The organism is Streptomyces sp. NPDC001920, from assembly GCF_053594495.1.
In genome coordinates, this window is the sequence record NZ_JBSFEP010000027.1 from 25,786 (window position 1) to 44,732 (window position 18,947).

The 18,947-nt window shown below is 72.0% G+C and carries 17 protein-coding genes and 1 pseudogene; 7 read left to right on the forward strand and 11 right to left on the reverse strand.

Annotated elements, in window-relative coordinates; genetic code table 11:
* Positions 1-494: pseudogene (locus ACWCPI_RS34400) on the reverse strand (hypothetical protein); the annotation flags it as partial.
* Positions 495-802: 308 nt separating this feature from the next.
* Between ACWCPI_RS34400 and ACWCPI_RS34405 the strand changes: the two are divergent.
* A complete protein-coding gene (locus ACWCPI_RS34405; protein WP_451041876.1) occupies positions 803-1,897 on the forward strand; it encodes an acyltransferase family protein in 1,095 nt (364 codons plus the stop codon).
* A gap of 9 nt (positions 1,898-1,906) precedes the next feature.
* Here the strand turns inward: ACWCPI_RS34405 and ACWCPI_RS34410 are convergent, their stop codons facing one another.
* From ACWCPI_RS34410 to ACWCPI_RS34420, 3 genes are all read right to left on the reverse strand, one after another.
* Positions 1,907-2,503, reverse strand: a complete 597-nt coding sequence (locus ACWCPI_RS34410) for a TetR/AcrR family transcriptional regulator (protein WP_451041877.1) — start codon at positions 2,501-2,503, stop codon at positions 1,907-1,909.
* Positions 2,504-2,522: 19 nt separating this feature from the next.
* Positions 2,523-4,586, reverse strand: coding sequence for a galactose-binding domain-containing protein (locus ACWCPI_RS34415; RefSeq protein ID WP_451041878.1), 2,064 nt, complete (start codon positions 4,584-4,586; stop codon positions 2,523-2,525).
* A 152-nt stretch (positions 4,587-4,738) separates the two neighbouring features.
* Positions 4,739-5,515 carry a class I SAM-dependent methyltransferase gene (locus ACWCPI_RS34420; RefSeq protein WP_451041879.1) on the reverse strand — a complete coding sequence of 259 codons (777 nt, stop codon included), beginning with the start codon at positions 5,513-5,515 and terminating at the stop codon, positions 4,739-4,741.
* A 200-nt stretch (positions 5,516-5,715) separates the two neighbouring features.
* Between ACWCPI_RS34420 and ACWCPI_RS34425 the strand changes: the two genes are divergently transcribed.
* A complete protein-coding gene (locus ACWCPI_RS34425) occupies positions 5,716-6,417 on the forward strand; it encodes a CPBP family intramembrane glutamic endopeptidase (protein WP_451041880.1) in 702 nt (233 codons plus the stop codon).
* Between the two features lie 5 nt (positions 6,418-6,422).
* Here ACWCPI_RS34425 and lpdA read toward each other — a convergent pair whose 3' ends face one another.
* The 3 genes from lpdA to ACWCPI_RS34440 form a co-directional block, all read right to left on the reverse strand.
* Positions 6,423-7,835, reverse strand: coding sequence for a dihydrolipoyl dehydrogenase (gene lpdA, locus ACWCPI_RS34430; protein WP_451041881.1), 1,413 nt, complete (start codon positions 7,833-7,835; stop codon positions 6,423-6,425).
* Positions 7,836-8,012: 177 nt separating this feature from the next.
* Positions 8,013-8,933 (reverse strand): SCO2400 family protein, encoded by a 921-nt coding sequence (locus ACWCPI_RS34435; RefSeq protein WP_451041882.1) that lies wholly within the window; start codon positions 8,931-8,933, stop codon positions 8,013-8,015.
* Between the two features lie 375 nt (positions 8,934-9,308).
* Positions 9,309-9,899 (reverse strand): hypothetical protein, encoded by a 591-nt coding sequence (locus ACWCPI_RS34440; protein ID WP_451041883.1) that lies wholly within the window; start codon positions 9,897-9,899, stop codon positions 9,309-9,311.
* A gap of 155 nt (positions 9,900-10,054) precedes the next feature.
* On the opposite strand from ACWCPI_RS34440, the gene ACWCPI_RS34445 reads away from it, so the two are divergent.
* The 4 genes from ACWCPI_RS34445 to ACWCPI_RS34460 all read left to right on the forward strand — a co-directional run bounded on the left by ACWCPI_RS34445 (position 10,055) and on the right by ACWCPI_RS34460 (position 13,809).
* A complete protein-coding gene (locus ACWCPI_RS34445; RefSeq protein ID WP_451041884.1) occupies positions 10,055-11,290 on the forward strand; it encodes a sensor histidine kinase in 1,236 nt (411 codons plus the stop codon).
* On the forward strand, positions 11,287-11,889 hold the full coding sequence (locus ACWCPI_RS34450; protein WP_451041885.1) for a response regulator transcription factor: 603 nt from the start codon (positions 11,287-11,289) through the stop codon (positions 11,887-11,889). Before ACWCPI_RS34445 ends, ACWCPI_RS34450 begins: the two co-directional genes overlap by 4 nt.
* 115 nt (positions 11,890-12,004) lie before the next feature.
* Complete coding sequence (locus tag ACWCPI_RS34455; protein ID WP_451041886.1) at positions 12,005-12,715, forward strand: ThuA domain-containing protein; 711 nt, start codon at positions 12,005-12,007, stop codon at positions 12,713-12,715.
* On the forward strand, positions 12,685-13,809 hold the full coding sequence (locus ACWCPI_RS34460) for a Gfo/Idh/MocA family protein (RefSeq protein WP_451041887.1): 1,125 nt from the start codon (positions 12,685-12,687) through the stop codon (positions 13,807-13,809). The genes ACWCPI_RS34455 and ACWCPI_RS34460 overlap by 31 nt, the downstream gene beginning before the upstream one ends.
* A gap of 70 nt (positions 13,810-13,879) precedes the next feature.
* Here ACWCPI_RS34460 and ACWCPI_RS34465 read toward each other — a convergent pair whose 3' ends face one another.
* Positions 13,880-15,358, reverse strand: a complete 1,479-nt coding sequence (locus ACWCPI_RS34465; protein WP_451041888.1) for a glutamate--cysteine ligase — start codon at positions 15,356-15,358, stop codon at positions 13,880-13,882.
* A 207-nt stretch (positions 15,359-15,565) separates the two neighbouring features.
* On the opposite strand from ACWCPI_RS34465, the gene argB reads away from it, so the two are divergent.
* Positions 15,566-16,516 carry an acetylglutamate kinase gene (gene argB / locus ACWCPI_RS34470; protein ID WP_451041889.1) on the forward strand — a complete coding sequence of 317 codons (951 nt, stop codon included), beginning with the start codon at positions 15,566-15,568 and terminating at the stop codon, positions 16,514-16,516.
* A gap of 50 nt (positions 16,517-16,566) precedes the next feature.
* Here argB and ACWCPI_RS34475 read toward each other — a convergent pair whose 3' ends face one another.
* From ACWCPI_RS34475 to ACWCPI_RS34485, 3 genes are read right to left on the reverse strand one after another with little or no spacing between them, the layout of a single operon-like run.
* A complete protein-coding gene (locus ACWCPI_RS34475; protein ID WP_451041890.1) occupies positions 16,567-17,109 on the reverse strand; it encodes a GNAT family N-acetyltransferase in 543 nt (180 codons plus the stop codon).
* Positions 17,110-17,119: 10 nt separating this feature from the next.
* Positions 17,120-18,697 carry an amidohydrolase gene (locus ACWCPI_RS34480; RefSeq protein WP_451041891.1) on the reverse strand — a complete coding sequence of 526 codons (1,578 nt, stop codon included), beginning with the start codon at positions 18,695-18,697 and terminating at the stop codon, positions 17,120-17,122.
* A gap of 15 nt (positions 18,698-18,712) precedes the next feature.
* A complete protein-coding gene (locus tag ACWCPI_RS34485) occupies positions 18,713-18,925 on the reverse strand; it encodes an MbtH family protein (protein ID WP_451041892.1) in 213 nt (70 codons plus the stop codon).
* Positions 18,926-18,947 lie beyond the last annotated feature (22 nt).

Sequence of the window (18,947 nt, forward strand, 5' to 3'; positions counted from 1 at the left end):
TCGGACGCGTCCTTGTCGTGCTCCTTGCTGCCCCAGTCGTCCTTGTCGTTCACGGCAGCCAGCGCTCCGCCGCCCGTGTGCATCCCGCCACGCGGACCGTCGTGCTTGCCTTCCTTGCCGTGCTCCTTGGACGCGTCCTTGTCGTGCTCCTTGGACGCGTCCTTGCCGTGCTCCTCGGACGCGTCCTTGTCGTGCTCCTTGCTGCCCCAGTCGTCCTTGTCGTTCACGGCAGCCAGCGCTCCGCCGCCCGTGTGCATCCCGCCACGCGGGTCGTCGTGCTTGCTTTCCTTGCCGTGCTCCTTGCTGTAGTCCTTGTCGTGTTCCTTGCCGGAGTCCTTCCCGTGCTCCTTGCCGGAGTCCGTGTCGTGCTCCTTGCTGTGGGAGGACGAGTCCTCCGTGTCCCAGTCACCCGCCGTGACGGCGTAGGCGGTGGGGGCGATCGCCAAGGCGGCCGTGGCCGTCGCGGTGGCGAGCAGCATGCGGACAGAGCGCATAGGTGAGTCCTTCCATCACGGCCTGGGCGGTTGACGCTTCATCACCACTGGGGCCAGGCCTTGACGTGATCCACCGTCAGCCATGACCACCGGACGCACCATTCGAAGCGTTCACACGGGTTACGACCACACCCCGTCGGCCCTGTCACCCGCACCCGCGGTGTGGATGACCGCCGGAAGAGGTTTACGCCCTCCGGAAGTGGTCAGACGCGTGGGATGTCCCAGCGCATCCCCACAGCCGTCCCCGCCGCCGTCAGACCCCCGTCCGGTCGCACGGCCCGCCCGCGTGGTGCCCGGGGGGCCGTGTGGTGAGCGAGGCCGTACAGACCGCTCCCGCCCCCGCCACACCGGCCTCACCAGGGCTTTCGAAGAAGCGGGACGCGTTTTTCGACAATGCCAAGTACGCGGCGATCGTGCTGGTGGCGGTGGGCCATGCGTGGGAACCGCTACGGGACGGCAGCCGGACCGTCGACGCGCTGTACATGCTGGTGTACGCCTTCCACATGCCGGCCTTCATCATCGTCTCCGGCTACTTCTCCCGAAGCTTCGACGGGCGTCCCGCACAGCTGAAGCGGCTGGTGACCGGCCTCGTCGTCCCCTACGTCGTGTTCGAGACGGCGTACACCCTGTACACCCGGTGGACCGACCAGGAGCCGGACCGCCCGGTCAGCCTCCTGGACCCGCTGTACCTGACCTGGTTCCTGGTGGCGCTGTTCCTGTGGCGGCTGACCACCCCGCTGTGGCGGCGGGTGCGGGCGCCGCTGCCGCTGGCGCTGGCCGTGGCGATGCTGGCCACCCTCTCGCCGTCCATCGGCAACGACCTCGATCTGCAGCGTGCCCTGCAGTTCCTGCCCTACTTCGTGCTCGGGCTGCTGCTGAGGCCCGAGCACTTCCGGCTGGTCCGGCGGCGTGCCGTGCGGATCGTGGCGGTGCCCGTGTTCGCGGGGGCGTTCGTGGTGGCGTACTGGGCGGTGCCCCGGATGTCGGGCAGCTGGTTCTACCACCGGGACAGTGCCGAGGAGCTGGGCGCGCCCGCGTGGTACGGGGTCGTGATGACGCCGGCCCTGTTCGTCTGCTCGCTGCTGCTGGTGGCGTGCTTCCTGTCGTGGGTGCCGGGACGGCGGCTGTGGTGCACCGTGCTGGGCGCGGGCACGCTGTACGGCTATCTGCTGCACGGCTTCGTCGCCCAGGGGTCCAGGTTCTGGGGCTGGTACGACCCGGCCTGGGTGCACGGCCCGCTGGGCGCGATCGTCGTGACCGTGGTCGCCGCCGTGGTGGTGACCCTGCTGTGCGCCCCGCCGGTGCGGCGCGCGCTGCGCTTCGTGGTGGAGCCGGACATGCGCCGGTTCTTCCGGCGGGAGGCGCCGGAAGAGGCCGGTGACCGGGCCGCGGTACGTGGGTGACGCACGGCCTCAGGGCTCGTCCACGAGTCCGGCGATGTGCGCGGTGACCGTGTCGAGGATGTCGGTCCAGGCGGCCTCGTCGCCGAGGACCAGGTAGTTGAGGGTGAGGCCGTCGGTCATCGCGGCCAGGTAGCGGGCCAGGACGGGGACCGGGACGCGCAGCCGGATGCCCATGGTCCGTCGCAGCTGGTCGATGAGGTCGGCGTACGTCTCGGCGTACAGCTCGTGCTGCCGTCGTGCCAGATGTTCGAATCCGGGCTGGCGCAGGGCGTACTGGGTCAGCTCGTAGGTGAGCATGTGTTCGTCCGGGTGGGTGCGGACGTGGTCCCAGTACGCCTGGAAGCCGGCCCGGATCGTCTCCTCCAGGGTGGCTCTGGGGCGTATGGCGTCCTTGACGATCGTCACGTAGTGCTCGGTGATGGTGGTGATGACGGACTCGATGAGCTCCTGCTTGGAGTCGAAGCAGTAGTGGAAGACGCTGAGCGAAACGCCCGCCTCGGCGGCGATGGACCGGGTCGTCGTCCTGGGGACGCCGTCCCGGCTCATCGCTCTGATCGCCGCCTCGGTGAGCTGTCGCCGCCGCTCGGCGGACGGCAACCGTGCCATGGAGCCCCTCTCGTGGGTGTCAGCTGCTGTGGACGCCGACCTCGTGGAGGGAGTAGCCCCAGTCGGTGCCGCGGTCCAGCCCGTGGATGCGTACATAGCGGGCCGGTGTGCCGGTGAACCTCGCGGTGTCCAGGCCGCCGTCCCCGGTGGTGGTGGACCAGGCGGTCCGCCAGGTGGTGCCGTCGGTGGAGAGCTCGACGCGGTAGGAGCTGCCGTAGGCGCGCTCCCAGTCGAGCGTCACCCGGTTCACCACATGCGTGGAGCCGAGGTCGACCTGGTACCACTGGTCGTCGCTCCAGTCGCTCGCCCAGCGGGTACGGCTGTCGCCGTCGACGGCCCGGTGCGGCCGGTAGCTGGTGAACAGGCTCCACTCCGAGGAACTGGCCGACGTGGCGGCGCCGCGTGCGAGGTTCGCTCCGGCCTCGTGCTTCTCCGAGGCCGCCCAGGTGTCGAGGTAGGACTCGGCGCCGCGGAAGAGGTCGTCGACCACGTCCTGGCCGCCGACCCGGCGGATGTCCTCGATCCAGTCCGGGACCAGGCCGTAGTGGGCGGCTCCGTCGGTGTTCAGGTCCCAGGTGCGCTCGCCCGTGGTCTGCCGGTCGATGACCGAGCCGCCGTCGACGCTGGTGAAGGGGTACGTGACCTTGTTCGGCGCGTCCGCCCCGCGCGGCCCCGGCCAGCCGCCGACGCCGTTCATGTCGGTGCCGTAGCCGTAGCCGACGCCGTACTTGTCGCGCAGGGCCTCGGTGCGCCCGGCCTCCGCGATGAAGCCCTCGGAGCCGTGCATGTACTGGGCGATGAAGCCACCGAGGCCGTAGACCCGCTCGGTCCAGTCCAGGTCCATCCAGCTGTGCGAGGAGAGCACGCCGGGGTAGGACGCCGACTCGAAGATGTCGAGCACCCGGCCGGTGGCCTTGACGCTCATATGGTCGATCTCCAGCATCATCCCGCGCTGCATCATGCCGCGGACGGCGTACTCGCCGAGTGCGGTGAGCCCTCGGACGTTGCACTGGGCGTCCGCGTTGTACGAGGGGACCTCGACGCCCGCCGGGAGCTTCTTCTCGGCCGCGGCGGCGGAGGCGTTGCCGATGGGGTTGTCGTGCTGGGGGCCGGTGCACTTCTCGGTCTTCCAGAAGGTGCCGGTCGACAGGAACTGGCCGACGTTGATGGCCGTCCCGAGCGTCCCCGAGTCGAAGCGGACCCCGCACAGGGCGTTGTCGAACTTGTGGCACAGGAACATGCTGCGCACGCCCAGCGCGTGCAGTTCGTCCAGGCCCTTGTCGATGTCGGCCCTGCTGCACTGCGCGATGTCGAGGATCTGCTTGCAGCCGAACGGCTCGGAGGTCTCGACGCCGAGGACCACCGCGAGCTTGCCCTGCTCGATGACCTCGCGGGCCTGCGCGCTGTCGGTGACGATCCGGAACCAGCCCTTTCCGGTGCCGCCGTACATCTTGTCGATGTAGGCCTGCATGTCGTACGTCAGCTTGGCCTGGAGGCGGATGGACGTCATCTCGTCGCAGCTGCGGTCCTTGAAGAAGTACACGGAGCAGATCACGCCGTTGGTGACGAGGTCGTTGACCAGCACGCGCTGGCCGCCGCGCCAGGCCCGCTCCACCCAGGCGTAGTAGTTCTGCTGGTGGGTCAGCGAGTCGTGCGCGGGCCAGTCCTTGAAGGTGGGCCAGCCGACCGGGTCGTGTTTGCCGTCACCGCCGTTGGTGATGAAGTCGAAGATCGCCAGGGAGCCGTCCGGGTAGTGCTCGGGGCAGTCCTTGAGGGCGTCGGCGACGCCCTGCTCGGAGAACGGCTTTCCGCAGATCAGACGGCCGCCGAAGGCCTCGTTGGAGAAGATGTGGTCGTGTGCGTCGACGAAGCCGCGCACCTCGCCCTTGGCGTTGGTGCCGGTGAAGGGTTCGCCGGTGACGCCGACCTGGGAGTCCGGGGCGGGCCGTGCCGTCGGGTTCCACCAGTCGGTGCCGGCCGCCGAACTCGGTGTGGGTCCGAGCGCCAGGGACAGCACGAGCAGGAGGAGCGACACCACGGTGACGTTCTTGCGTTTGCGGTACGGACGTCCGGCACTGGTCACGGCCCAAGTCCCTCGGTCGGCGGGAGGCGGGGCCGGCTTGTCATGACCCCGCACAACGTGCGACGAGGATGGCCACTGCCGCATGACGAGTCAAGAGTCCGGGACAGATGACCTACTGGCCGAGGTGGACGACCTTCTGACGGGTCGTCGGTTCACACCGGGTGGGTGACCCGGATCTTGGACTGGCCGTGCGGCAGCTTCTCCCAGTCCGTCATGAAGCGGGCCCGCAGTCCGTGCTTCTCGGCCAGCGCGAGGAGCGTCTCGGTGCGGTAGTAGAAGTCCTCCCGCAGGACGTGGTGTTCTTCGCCCTCGGTGCGGTCGAAGGTGAAGTCGAACCAGCCGCCCGGTGCCAGCACGCGTCCGACGTTGGCCAGGCACTGCTCGATGACCGGGAGCGGCGAGTGGGAGAAGACGCTGTGCGCGTGCACGACGTCGAAGTGGGCGTCGGGCAGGAACCGCAGCGTCAGGTCGCGCACCGGGGTCAGCGTGGGCAGCCGCGGCTGGAGTCCCATCTCGACGATCGTGTCCTGCGCGGCGAAGAGGATGTCGGGCGAGATGTCGATGCCGTAGTAGTGACCGGGCTCCAGGTGCCGGATGAAGCGCCAGCCCGCCCGCAGGTTGCCGCATCCGATCTCCAGCATCCGGTGCCCGGGGCGCAGGCCGTGCCCGGTCAGGTAGTCGAACTGCATCGCCCCGAGCGCCAGCCACCGCTCCCGGCTGCGACTGCCGACCGCCGCGTCCGGATCGGCCCGGGTGTCGGAGCGCATCACCGCGCGGTAGTAGGCGACGTGGTCCGGGTGCCGGCGGCGCAGCCACATGTCCCGGGCGGTGCGCGCCAGATGGCGCGGGACCCGGTCGGGGTGGCGCAGGGCGTAGGCGAGGCGGTGGCCGAGGGCGGCGCGGTTGGCGCTGAGGTTCTTGGCCGGCATGGGTCGTGCCTTCCTGGGACGCGGGTGGCCGCGGCGGGCGCAACCGTGCTGGTCGGCCGCGGGGCCGTACCATCGAGCATGCTCAATGGGGCGCGGGGGCGCCACAGGTGCGGGCCCGACTGTGACGGTCACGGCACGAGGGCCGGTGCCCTTCGTCGTCCACGGCGTCCGGGCGCCGCCCGGGGCATCCTGGAAGCCGGATGCGGATCGTCAGTGCTCTCGCCGTTCTCGCCGCCGCGAACCTGCTGAACAACTGGCTCGCGCGGGGCCCCGTGCTGTACGTGGTGGTCTGCGTGACCGCGACGGCCGTACTGCTGCTCATCGCCCGCTGGGACGGACTCACCCGGGCCGACCTGGGGCTCGACGCGGCGGGGCTGCGCCGGGGGCTGCGATGGGCTCCGGTCCTGGCCGCGGTCGTCCTGCTGGTCCTGCTGCTCCTGCTCGCCGTCCCGGCCGGCCGCGAGGCGTTCCGGGATGCCAGGGCGGCGGGCCTGTCGGTGGGCCGGCTGCTGTGGGTGACGCTGGTGCGGGTGCCGTTCGGGACCGTGCTGCTGGAGGAGACCGCCTTCCGCGGTGTGCTGTGGGCCATGATCCGGCGCCGGCACGGGGCGGCGCGGGCCACCGCCGTGTCGTCGCTGCTGTTCGGACTGTGGCACGTGCTGCCGTCCCGGGGTCTCAACCGGTCCAACGCCGCCGTCGCCTCGGTCTTCGGTGAAGGCCCGGCGGGTGTGGTGCCGACCGTCGCCCTGGCGGTCGGCGCCACGGCCGCGGCCGGGGTCGTCCTGTGCGAGCTGCGCCGCCGCTCCGGCAGCCTGCTGACGCCCGTGGCCCTGCACTGGGCGGTCAACGGCCTCGGTTACGCGTTCGCCTGGGCGGCGGCCCGCTGGTGGCTCGACGGCTGAACGGCTCAGAAGTTGATCATGTGGCCGGCCAGGCCGTGGACCGCTTCCTTGACCGCCTCGCCGAGGGTCGGGTGGGCGTGGACGTTGCGGGCGACCTCATGGACGGTCAGGTCCCACTGCTGGGCCAGGGTCAGTTGCGGCAGCAGTTCGGTGACGTCCGGGCCGATGAGGTGGCCGCCGATCAGTTCTCCGTACTTGGCGTCGCTGATCAGCTTCACGAAGCCGGTGGCGTCACCCAGGCCGTGCGACTTGCCGTTCGCGGTGAAGGGGAACTTGGCCACCTGCACGTCGTAGCCCATCTCCCGGGCCTGGGCCTCGGTGTAGCCGAAGCTGGCGATCTGCGGCTGGCAGTAGGTGGCGCGCGGGATCATCGCGTAGTCCAGTTCCATGGTCTCCGCGTCCGCGATGGTCTCGGCGGCGACGATGCCCATGGCCTCGGCGGCGTGCGCGAGCATGAGCTTCGCCGTGACGTCGCCGATGGCGAAGATGTGCGGGACGGACGTACGGCAGCGGCCGTCGACGTCGATCGCGCCGCGCTCGGTGACCGTCACACCTGTCTTGTCCAGGCCGTATCCGCTGACGTTCGGCGCGAAGCCGATGGCCTGGAGCACCTTGTCGGCCTCCAGGACCTGCTGGGCGCCGTCCTTGCCGGTGACGGTGACCCGCACCTGCTCGCCGGACTCGTCGACCGTGTCGACCCGGGTCGAGGTGAGCACGTCGATGCCCAACCTGCGGTACTGCTTGGCGAGTTCGGCGGAGACCTCGGCGTCCTCCAGCGGGGTCATCCGGTCCAGGAACTCGACGATGGTGACCTTCACGCCGTAGTTGTGGAGCACGTAGGCGAACTCGACACCGATCGCCCCGGCACCCGCGATGACGATCGAGCGCGGCAGCTCCTCGGCCAGGATCTGCTCCTCGTACGTCACCACGCGTGCGCTGCGCCGGGTGCCGGGGAGCAGCTTCGGCGTGGCGCCGGTGGCGATGATGCAGTGGTCGAAGCCGATGGTGCGGGTCTCGCCGTCGTAGCCGGCCACCTGGAGGGTGTGCGGGTCGAGGAAGGTGCCGCGGCCGTCGATCTCGGTGATCTTGTTCTTCTTCATCAGGTAGTGGACGCCCTTGACCCGGCCGTCCGCGACCTTGCGGCTGCGGCGGAACGCCTCGCCGAAGTCGAAGGAGACCTGTCCGTCCACCTTGATGCCGAAGGTCTTCGCCTCGCGCGTGAAGATGTGCGCCAGTTCGGCGTTGCGCAGCAGCGCCTTGCTGGGGATGCAGCCCACGTTCAGACAGACGCCGCCCCAGTACTTCTCCTCCACGACGGCCACGCGCTTGCCCAGCTGGGCGGCGCGGATGGCGGCGACGTAGCCGCCGGGGCCCGCGCCGAGGACCACGACATCGAAGCGCTCGTCCTGCTCGACCATGGAAGGTTCCCTCCTGAGTACGACGTCCTGCTCTGCTGGTATCGGCCTCGGCGAGGAGATCGCTTCGGCTTCTTCCAGCATGACCGCATCACCGCGCTCATGGGGCGATGCGGGAGTGTGACGGCGCACTCAGGTGGGGGTCCGCAGGGGGGAGCGGACCGGCTCTCGGCGTCCTGGTCAGCCCACGCAGAGGACGTTGAGCACGCAGAGCTGCTCGGGCGAGTCCTCCTGCGGGGCGGGGCTCGACTGCGAGGGGGGCGTCTGGCTGTCCGTGCCCTCGGTCGCCGCCGGGGCCGGCGTCTGCTCCTGCTCCGTCGTCGTGCCGGAGCCGCCGCCGGAGTCCGATGAGCCGGAGGGCGGGGAGACCGACTGCGCCTGGGGGGCCTGAGGGGCCTGGGGGTCCGTCGTACCCGCGGTGGCGTCGGCGTCCGGACGGGTGAACTGCCGGGTCGTGCGGGGGGTGGTGACGGGCTCCCGCGCGACGTTGGTCGGGGACGGCTTCGACGGTGTGTCGGCGGTGCGCGGGGCGGTGCGGGTGTCCGACGGCGTGGACGCCGGCCGGGTGAGGTCCGGCTCCTGCTGCTCGGCCGCAGCCGTGTTCGGCATCTCCGGCGCGGTGGCCGCCTGCGCCTTGTCGACGGAACCCCGGTTCATCGCCGAGACGGTCAGGCCCCCGCCGACCAGGGCGACGGCGGTCGCCACCACGGCCCGGCGCTGGTTCTTCTTCCAGCGGGCCCGCTGACGGCGCCGAGCCGCCCGGCCCTGCGGGGCCACGGGCACGCCCTCGACGTCACCGGGCGCGGTTTCGCCGACGCCGGACGGGGCGTCGGAAACGGGCTCGTCGTAGCCGGCCGGAACACCGGGCGCGGGTGCGTCGCCGCCGGCCGGCGCCGCGGGCTCGTCCCGGAAGCCGCCGTCGTACCACGTGTCGGCGGCGGGGTCCTCCCAGGTCGCCGGCGCGGTCGCCGCCGCGCCCGGTGTGGCCCGCGCCTCGGGCCCTCCGGTCGTGCAGGGGGCGATGTCCGGGGCGTAGGCGCCGCACCCGGGGCACACGAGGGCACCGTTGAGGTGCCGGCGGCACGACGAGCAGTAGTCCATGTGGTCTTCCTGGGTTGACTGCGCCGGCGGCCCTGTTCGACCCGCCTGGTCGCGTTCACACGAGAGATCGAACGGCCAGAACGCTAACGAGGCCATCGACAGGCTGTGTGCAGCACGGGTGATGCTCCTGCGCAGATCTCTCAGGAAGTGTGTGTGTACCGTGACCCGCTGAAAGGCCGAGGTCGCGCGGTGTCACCCCCGTTCTCGGGGGGCGCGGCCCCCACGCGGCGGACCAGCCGGCCGGCCTCCGGCCCGTGCTCGTCCCGGGGCGGATGTGAAGACTCGGGGAAGGCGCGTCGTGGGGTCGCCGTGTCGGAGGCGTCGACCGGGCCCGCTGTCGGACAGGAGGCCGCCGCGTCCCGGGCGTACGGCTCGCTAGACCAGAAAGAGCAGTTGGACCGCCACGAGTACGTCGACGACGCCGCACCACTCGGCGAACGTACGGGAGACGACCGCGTCCCGCCGCAGGTGCACGAAGTCCCAGACCCCGTGGCCGAACCAACCGGCCGCCACCAGGTACCGGCCCAGGTCCGGATCGACGGCCAGCCCGGCCAGCGCCAGCCCGCCGAAGAGGAACGCGCCCGCCGCCTGCACCCCCAAGCCGGCCCGCCCGTGAGGAGTTGCGCGGACGATGCCCCACAGCAGAACGGCGAGGGCGAGGGCGACCAGCACCGTCGACGGCGCGAGCGCCTGCTGCAGGGGGATGACGAACACGGCCACCAGTCCGGCCCCGAGCACCGGCCAGGTGGCGCGCGGGTTTCCGAGCTGGTGGACGACCAGGTAGATCAGAGGCAGCAGCGGCAGGGTCTCACCGAAGCCGCCGACGGCGTCGGTGACGTCCTCGGAGCCGGATGCGAGCACGTTGAGGGCGGCGACCGCGAGGGCCAGCGCCGTCGGCCAGCGGCGCCTGAGGATCGCGGCCGGGTGCGGCCGCTCGGCCGTCGCGTGCGGGTGGTGTGCGTGCATGCCGGGTTCTCCTCGGTACGGGGCGGGATGTCCGCTGACGCTTTCAGCCTCCGTCCCGGCTAAGTCCGCCAGTAGTGCCGGATCCCCATGCGGGCGAGTGGCGTTGTCACGACCTCGCATGACATTTGTCATGCGGCCTGCGCCACAATGGCCGGATGGGGGACGGGGCGATCGAGCAGGGGACCGCGGGGCTGGCGGGCCTTCGGCGCTACATGTGGTGGACCGTGCCGGGCATGACGCTGTCCGTCCTGGCGGTGCTGGTGGGCGGGTGGCTCCTCGACGGCGACGTTCCGCCGTGGGCGCGCGTCCCGGCCGCGGCCGCCCTGGCGGTCGAGTTGGGAGCGAGCGGGGTCCTGCTGGGCCGACGACTGGCGTGGCTGCCGGTGCCGGACGCGCACCCGCGCCCGCCGACGGGCTGGCTGACCGTCGCGGTCGCCGCCGCAGTCGTGCTGGCCGTATGTCCGTTGGCCGTGCGCGACTACGGGCTGTGGCCGGTGGCCCCGGCCGTCGTGGTGGCGGTCGTCGCCACATACCTCCCGCCGCGCCGCAGGCGGGCGCTGGTGGCCGCCGCGGTGGCCCTGGCGCCGTTGCCCGGCGGTGTGGTCGGCCTGGTCGCGGGGGACGTGGAGCCCGCGTACGCCGCGCTGTTCCCGGCCGGGCTGGTCGCCTTCACGGCGTGGGTGACGCTCGGCCCGCTGTGGGCCTGGGACACGGCACGGCGACTGGACGCGGCGCGGCGGCTGGAGGCGGAACTGGCCGTACGGGAGGAGAGGCTGCGGTTCGCCACCGATCTCCACGACATCCAGGGCCACCACCTCCAGGTCATCGCCTTGAAGGGCGAACTGGCGGAACGCCTCGTCGAGGCCGACCCGGCGCGTGCCGCCGCGGAGTTGAAGGACATACAGCGGCTGGCCGCGGACGCCCTCAGCGACACCAGGGCCGTGGTGCGGGGGTACCGCCGGACGTCCCTGGACGACGAGATCACCAACGCGACACGGGTGCTGGCGGCGGCCGACATCGACACGGCGCTGCGGCTGGACCCGGCCGCCGTGGCCCTCGGCCTCCCGGACTGCGCACGTCACCTCCTCGGCCTGGTGATGCGGGAGGCCACGACGAACGTCCTCAGGCACAGCCGGGCCCGGCACGCCGAGGTCGACTACCGGATCGGTGACGGTCTCGCCCGGCTGCGGATCGGCAACGACGGTGCCGACGCACACCCGGTGGCCCCGGACGGCACGGGACTGCACACCCTGGCCGAGCGGCTGAGTGCGGCCGAGGGAGAGCTGACGTGGCGTCGGGACGGTGACCGCTTCGTGGTCACGGCCGCGCTGCCGGTGAACCCCCCTGCGCCGCCCGCGACATCGGCCACCGCGGACGGAGCCGCCCGGTGATCCGACTGCTGATCGCTGACGACGAGGACCTGCTCCGCAGCGCCCTGGCCACGCTGCTCGGGCTGGAGCCGGACCTCACCGTCGTCGCCGAGGCGGGTACCTCGACGGAAGCGGTCCGGCTGGCCCGTGAGCATCGCCCCGACATCGCGGTCCTCGACCTGGAGATGCCGCCCACCGACGGGCTGCGCGCCGCCGAGGAGATCCGGGCCGAACTGGCCACGCGCGTCGTCCTGATGACGCGGCACGCACGGCCCGCCGTGCTGCGCCGGGCCCTGGCGGCGGGGGTGCGCGGCTTCGTCCCCAAGACGACTCCGGCGGCCCGGCTGGCCGAGATCATCCGGGACATCGCCGCCGGGCGCCGCTATGTGGACCCGGACATCGCCGCCTCCGCGCTCACCGAGGACGACTGTCCCCTCACCGACCGGGAACTGCAGGTCCTGCGTGCGGCCCGCACCGGGGCGTCCGTCGTGGAGATCGCCGCGGAGGTCCACCTGGCGCCCGGCACCGTGCGCAACTACCTCTCCGCGGCCATGGCCAAGCTCGGCGTGCCGACCCGGCACGCGGCCGCGCACCGAGCCTGGGAACAGGGCTGGATCTGAGAGCTCACGAGCTTTCCGGGAGCGAAAAGTTTCGCGGAATCCGGCCGCTCTTCCTGAGGGCCGAGCGCCTGGCGCATAGTGAGGACGCTGTGCGCCGGCCTCACGAAGGGACGCGATGACACACAAGAAGGCGCTGGTGGTCCGGGGTGGATGGGAGGGGCATCAACCGGTCCGGGCCACGGAGTTGTTCCTGCCGTTCCTCCGGGACAACGGCTACACCGTCCGGGTCGAGGAGTCGACCGACGTCTACGCCGACTCCGCCGAGATGGCGGACACCGATCTCGTCGTGCAGTGCGTCACCATGTCGCAGATCACCGCCGAGCAGTTGTCGGGGCTGTCCGCGGCGGTCGTGGCCGGCACCGGCTTCACCGGCTGGCACGGCGGCATCGCCGACTCGTTCCGCGCCTCCTGCGACTATCTCCACCTGGTGGGCGGCCAGTTCGCGGCCCATCCGGGCAAGGAGCCCTGTGAGCGCCGGGGGGTTCAGGAGGACAACTACCTGCCGCACGTCATCGCCGTCACCGAACTCGGCCGTGAGCATCCCATCACCGCGGGCATCGAGGACTTCGAACTGCACACCGAGCAGTACTGGGTGCTCCACGACGACCTGATCGACGTCCTGGCCACCACCACGCATCCGGCCCGCCCGTGGCAGCCCTGGCACCGCCCGGTCACCTCACCGGCGGTGTGGACCCGCAGGTGGGGCGCCGGGCGCGTGGTGGTGACGACTCCGGGGCACAGCCTCGACGTGCTGGAGCACCCCGCTGTCCGTACCGTCATCGAGAGGGGCATGCTGTGGGCGACCCGCACCGCGTCGGGGTCGTAGGTCTCGGCGTCATCTCCCGCGCCTACCTGGACACGCTGATCGGCCATCCCGCCGCACGCGTCACCGCGGTCGCCGACCTCGACGCCTCCCGGTCGGCGGCCGTCGCCGCCGAGTTCCCCGGCGTCGAGGCGCTCGGCGTCGGCGAGTTGCTGAGCAGCCCGGACGTGGACACGGTGCTCAACCTCACGGTCCCGGCGGCCCATGCCGAGATCGCCCTCGGCGCGGTCGGCCACGGGAAGCACGTGTACGGGGAGAAGCCGCTGGCCGCCGACTTCGGCGCCGCCCGTGCGGTGCTGGAGGCCGCGGCGGAGGCGGGCGTCGGGGTGGGGTGCGCGCCCGACACGGTGCTGGGCACCGGGATCCAGACGGCGCGGGCCGCGGTGGAGGCGGGCCGCATAGGGCGCCCCCAGTTCGCCTCGGCCGTGATGGTCACCCCGGGGCACGAACGCTGGCATCCGCACCCCGACTTCTACTACACGGCCGGGGGCGGCCCGCTGCTCGACATGGGGCCGTACTATCTCGCCTCCCTGGTGCATCTGCTGGGTCCGGTGCGTGCCGTGACCGGCGCCGCGGGCCGGCTGCGCGCCGAGCGCGTCATCGGGTCCGGGCCGCGTGCGGGCGAGCGGATCCCGGTGGAGGTGGACAGCCATGTCACCGGTGTGCTGGAGCATGTGGGCGGAACGTTGACGACGCTCACCACGAGCTTCGACGGTGTGGCCACGACGGCGGCCCCGATCGAGGTCCACGGCGACGCGGGGACGCTCGCCGTCCCGGACCCCAACCGCTTCGACGGCGACGTACGGCTCTTCGAACTCGGCGGCGCCCGGTGGCGCACTCTCCCGCCGTCGGCGGGCTACGTCGACGGCGCACGGGGCGTCGGGCTGCTCGACTTCGTCGCCGCCACCGGACAGCGGGCGCCCCGGGCGGGCGGTGATCTCGCCCTGCACGTGCTGGAGACGATGAGCGCACTGCTGCGGTCCGCGTCCGAGGAGCGGCGCGTCGAGCTGACGACGACGGCCGAGCCGCCCGTGCCGGTTCCGCTGACGGCCGCCGAGGAGTGGCGGGGGCGGGCCGCTCCGGGTCGATACAGCTAGGGTCTGTCGTTCGGATCATGCCGGCGTCGCGGGGCCTGGCACGCACGGCCTGGCGACCGCGGCGCGGACGTCAGTCCACCGGCCACGTGTGCGCGGCCGCGTTGAGGTGCATGTAGTCCATGTACGCCGTGGTCATGCGCCGCAGCGCCTCGCTCCGGTCGGAGACGCCGCTCTTCTCCAGATGGTGCACCGTCTCCGCCTGCCACAGGGCGCCGTTGCGGGCGGTCAGACACCGCTGCTCGACGATCCCCAGCAGGGGTTCGCGCCACGCCGTGTCCAGGCCGGCCAGCTCCAGGCCGCGGTGGGCCAGCGGCAGCAGGCGGCGCAACACCAGTTCCGTGGCGGGGACTTCGCCCATGCCGGGCCAGTACAGGCGGGCGTCGATGCCGTCGCGGGCCGCGGTGTGGAGGTTCTCCTCGGCGACCGAGAAGGACATCCGCGTCCAGATCGGCCGGTCCTCGTCGACCAGGGCGCGGGTGAGGCCGTAGTAGAAGGCGCCGTTGGCGATGATGTCGGCCACCGTGGGGCCCGCGGGCAGGACCCGGTTCTCGATGCGCAGGTGCGGGCCGCTTTCGGTGACGGCGTAGACGGGGCGGTTCCAACGGTAGATCGTGCCGTTGTGCAGCGTGAGTTCGCCCAGTTCCGGGACTCCCCCGCCGTCGAGCGCGGCCTGCGGGTCCTCGTCGTCGCACAGCGGCAGCAGCGCCGGGAAGTAGCGCACGTTCTCCTCGAACAGGTCGAAGACGCTGGTGATCCACCGCTCTCCGAACCACACCCGGGGCCGTACGCCCTGGGCCTTGATCTCCTGGGGGCGGGTGTCGGTGGCCTGCTCGAACAGGGGGATACGGGTCTCGCGCCACAGTTCCCGGCCGAAGAGGTAGGGCGAGTTCGCCGCCAGGGCGATCTGCACACCCGCGGCGGCCTGCGCCGCGTTCCAGTAGTCCGCGAAGTCCTTCGGGGCGACCTGGAGGTGGAACTGGGTGCTGGTGCAGGCGGCCTCCGGGGTGATGGTGTCGGCGTACGTCGACAGCCGCTCCACGCCGTCCACCGTGATCCGCAGGTCCTCGCCGCGGGCCGCGAAGATCTGCTCGTTGAGCAGCCGGTAGCGCGGGTCGCCGGACAGGGCCGTCTCGTCGACGTGCCCCTCCCCGAGCGTGGGCAGGATGCCGATCATGATCAGGTGGGCGCCCACCGCCGCGGCGCGGTCCTCGGCGTGGTTGAGCGCGTCGCGGATCGCCTGCTCCCAGGCACCGGGTCCGCCGGTGGTCAGCTCCCGGGGCGGGATGTTGATCTCCAGGTTGAAGCGGCCCAGCTCGCTCGACCAGGCGGGGTCGGCGATGGCCTGGAGGACCTCGGTGTTGCGCATCGCGGGCAGTCCGTCGTCGTCCACCAGATTGAGCTCGATCTCCAGCCCGACCCGGGGCCGCTCGCTCTCGAAGGTCGACTCGCGCAGCATCTGCGCCAGCACGTCGAGACAGGTGTGCATCTTCTCGCGGTACCGACGGCGGTCCTCCCGCGTGAACACCAGGGCCGGCACGTCACGTCCCATCGCGCCCTCCGAGTTCCCTCGGCGGATACCTGTCGTCCCAGCGTCGCACCTCGGGCCGCGCCCGGACAGTCGGCGGGCGGCGCGCAGGCCGGTTTTCGCCCCTCGTGGCGGTGATTAATTTAGGTTAGCCTCAGCTAAGACGAGCGCTGTGATCATCGCGTGGAACGGCTCCGTCGGGCCACGCCGGCACAACGAGAGACGGGGACCATGACCGTGCGGGTCGCAACGTCCGAAGGCAGTGGCAGCGTCGCCGGGGAGCCGACGGGGGAGACCGGGAACGCGGTCCCGGGCGCCTCGGGGCTTCGCCCGGCGGAGGAGCTCCGGGGCCGGGCGGTCGTCGTCAAGTACGGCGGCAACGCCATGGTCGACAGCGGTCTGCAGCGGGCGTTCGCCGAGGATGTCGTCGATCTGTGGCATGCGGGGCTGCGGCCCGTCATCGTGCACGGCGGCGGTCCCCAGATCAGCGCGATGCTCGACCGTCTCGGCTTCGAGTCCCGCTTCGAGGCCGGTCTGCGGGTGACCACCCCGGAGGCCATGGAGGTGGTGCGCATGGTCCTGACCGGCCGTGTGCAACGGGAGCTGGTCGGCCACATCAACGCCCACGGGCCCTTCGCCGTCGGCCTGACCGGCGAGGACGCGCACACCATGACCGCCGTACGGCGACCGGCATGGGTGGACGGCAGACCGGTGGACATCGGTCTCGTCGGCGACGTGGTCGAGGTGAACCCGCGCGCGGTCCACGCCCTCCTGGAGCAGGGGCACATTCCCGTGGTCTCCCCCGTGGCCCGCGGTGCGGACGGACAGGTCTACAACGTCAACGCCGACCTCGCGGCCTCGGCGCTGGCCGTGGGCCTCGACGCCGCACGGCTGGTCGTCCTCACCGACGTGGAGGGTCTCTACGCGGACTGGCCGCACAGCACGGAGGTGATCGCCCGTGTGACGGCGCACGAGCTGGACGGGCTGCTGCCGGGTCTCGCGAGTGGAATGCTGCCCAAGATGGAGGGCTGCCTGCGGGCGGTCCGGGGCGGCGTGCGCAAGGCGCAGGTGCTGGACGGCCGCGTCCCCCACGCACTGCTGCGCGGCGTCCTGGACGACGACGGCCCCGGCACCACGGTGGTACCGGACCACGCCCCGGACGGCCGCGGTGTCGCCGTGTGACGGCGATGACCGCGCCGCCGACTCCGCGGCGCGGGTGCCCGACTCCGTGCCTACACCGGCGCAGGCGGCTGCGGCATCCGGGCGAGGAGGCGGGCGTTGCGTTCCGGGTCCAGCGACTCCACCCAGGAGGAGGGGGCCAGGCGCGCGCTGGCCGGCGCGAACCCGTGCCGCAGGAACAGGGCGCCGTCCCCCGTCGTCGCCGTGAACAGGGCCCCCAGCGACCGCGCACGCGCCCTCACCAGCACGGCACGCAACAGCCGGGCGCCCGCTCCGCAGCCCTGTCTGTGCCGGGCCACGCAGAAGTTGTACAGCACGCCCGACGGGCCGAGGCCGTGCTCCGGCTCGGCCGGGTGCACCCGTAACCCCAGGCAGCCCGCAAGGGTGCCGTCGGGGGCTTCCGTCACCACGAAGTCGGCCGCGTGGGCGGCGTAGAGCGAGAGCGGTCGTGCGCGCAGCGCCCCGGACTCGACGAACGGCCGGGACAGGGCGGCGAGGGCCGCCGCGTCCTCCGGGCGGGCGGGGCGCACGGCGGGTGCGGCCGCGGGAAGGACGTGCCGCAGTCCGGAGGCGGGGCGCGGAGCAGCCGTGGTCAAGGCTTTCCCTTCATGGCGTGTGCTTCTCGCTCTCGCGGCCTTCGACGTACGTCGCCACCACCTCGATGTCACCGATGCGGGCCGTGTCGACACGGCGCGGATCGTCGCCGAGGACGACCAGGTCGGCGCGCTTGCCCGGGGTGAGGCTGCCCACGCTGTCCTCCCAGTGGCAGGCGAAGGCGCCGGCCACGGTGTAGGCACGCAGGGCCTCGTCGACGGTGATGCCCTCCTGCGGGCCGATCACCCCGCCCGAGGCGGATGCGCGCTCGACCATGAACTGGACGGCGCGCAGCGGGGACCCGTCGGCGACCGGCCGGTCCGAGCTTCCGACCAGGGTGATGCCGTGGTCGAGGAAGCCTCTCCCCCGGTACAGCCAGGGCGCGCGCTCCTCCCCCATGATCGCCGCGTAGTCGTCGCCGTAGTGGCGCAGGAAGTTGGGCTGGACGACCGCGCTCACCCCGAGCCGCGCGAAACGGGGGAGCTGGTCCGGGCGGATCAGGCCGGCGTGCTCGATGCGGTGACGCGCCTCGGGCCGGGGGCGCAGGCGCTGGGCCCGTTCGAGTGCGTCGAGGGCCACGTCGGCCGCGCGGTCGCCGATGGCGTGGACGGCGAGCTGCCATCCGGCGAGGTGACCGTCCACGATGAGGTCGGTCAGCGCCTCGGGGTCGTCCTGCAACTGGCCCGCGTGGTCCAGCCCTTGGTACGGGCTGCTCAGGGCGGCCGTGCGGGCCATCATGCCGCCGTCGGTGTAGACCTTCAGCGCGCCGACCGAGAGCCAGTCGTCGCCGAAGCCGGTCCGCAGGCCGAGGTCCAGCGCCCGGGGGATGCCGTCGCTGCGGTGTGCGGCGACGGGGCCGAGCCGGTCCGCGGAGACCATGAGCTGCACCCGAAGCGGCAACAGCCCCTTGTCCCGCGCGAGTTGGTAGGCACCCAGTTCGACCGGACTGTGACCGAAGAGGGTGCCGCCGATGCCTGCCTCGGCGCAGGCCGTCACGCCCTCGGACAGACAGGTGCGGGCCGCTCGTCCGATCGCCTCGGCCAACTCCTCCTGGGAGTACGGCAACCGCAGCGCGCGGGCGGCGCCCATGGCGCCCTCCGCGAGGAAGCCGTCCTCGTGCGGGAGGTCGGAGGGGAGCAGATCGAGGACTGCGGAGTTGACGACGCAGCCGTGCCCTGACTCGTGCAGCATGAACACCTTGTGTCCATGGCTGACCCTGTCCAGCTCGGCGGCCGTCAGGTGGCGTCCCAGGGCCCGTTGGTCGTAGCCGGCGATGCTCACCCACGCGCCGGGCGCGTTCTTGCGGGTGACGGCCCGCTCCACCACCGCGAGGACGTCGTCCACGCGTGTGCGGCCCGCGACGCTGGGCGTGATCTGCTTGAACCCGGTCCAGGGCAGGTGCACATGGGCGTCGACGAAGCCGGGCAGCACCGTGGCGCCCTGAAGATCGATCACCTCGCGTGCGCGAAGCGAGGTCACGCCCTCGTCGAGTCCGACGATCCGGCCCCGCCAGACGCCCAGGTCGTGGGCGACGGGGTGGTCCGGATCCATGGTCAGGAAGCGCGCGTTGGTCAGTCGGGCGCAGAGCATCGGCGCGGATCCGGCTCAGGCGTCCTGGGAGGCGGCGAGGGACCGGGGGCGCAGATCGGTCCAGTGGGACTCGACGTAGGCCAGGCACGCGTCCCGCGAGTTCTCCTCGAACGCGACCGTCCACCCTCCGGGTACGGCGGCGAAGGACGGCCACAGGGAGTGCTGGCCCTCGTCGTTGACCAGGACCAGGAATCGGCCTTCGTTGTCGTCGAAGGGGTTGGTGCTCATGCTCGCGGCCTCCTAGGGTCCG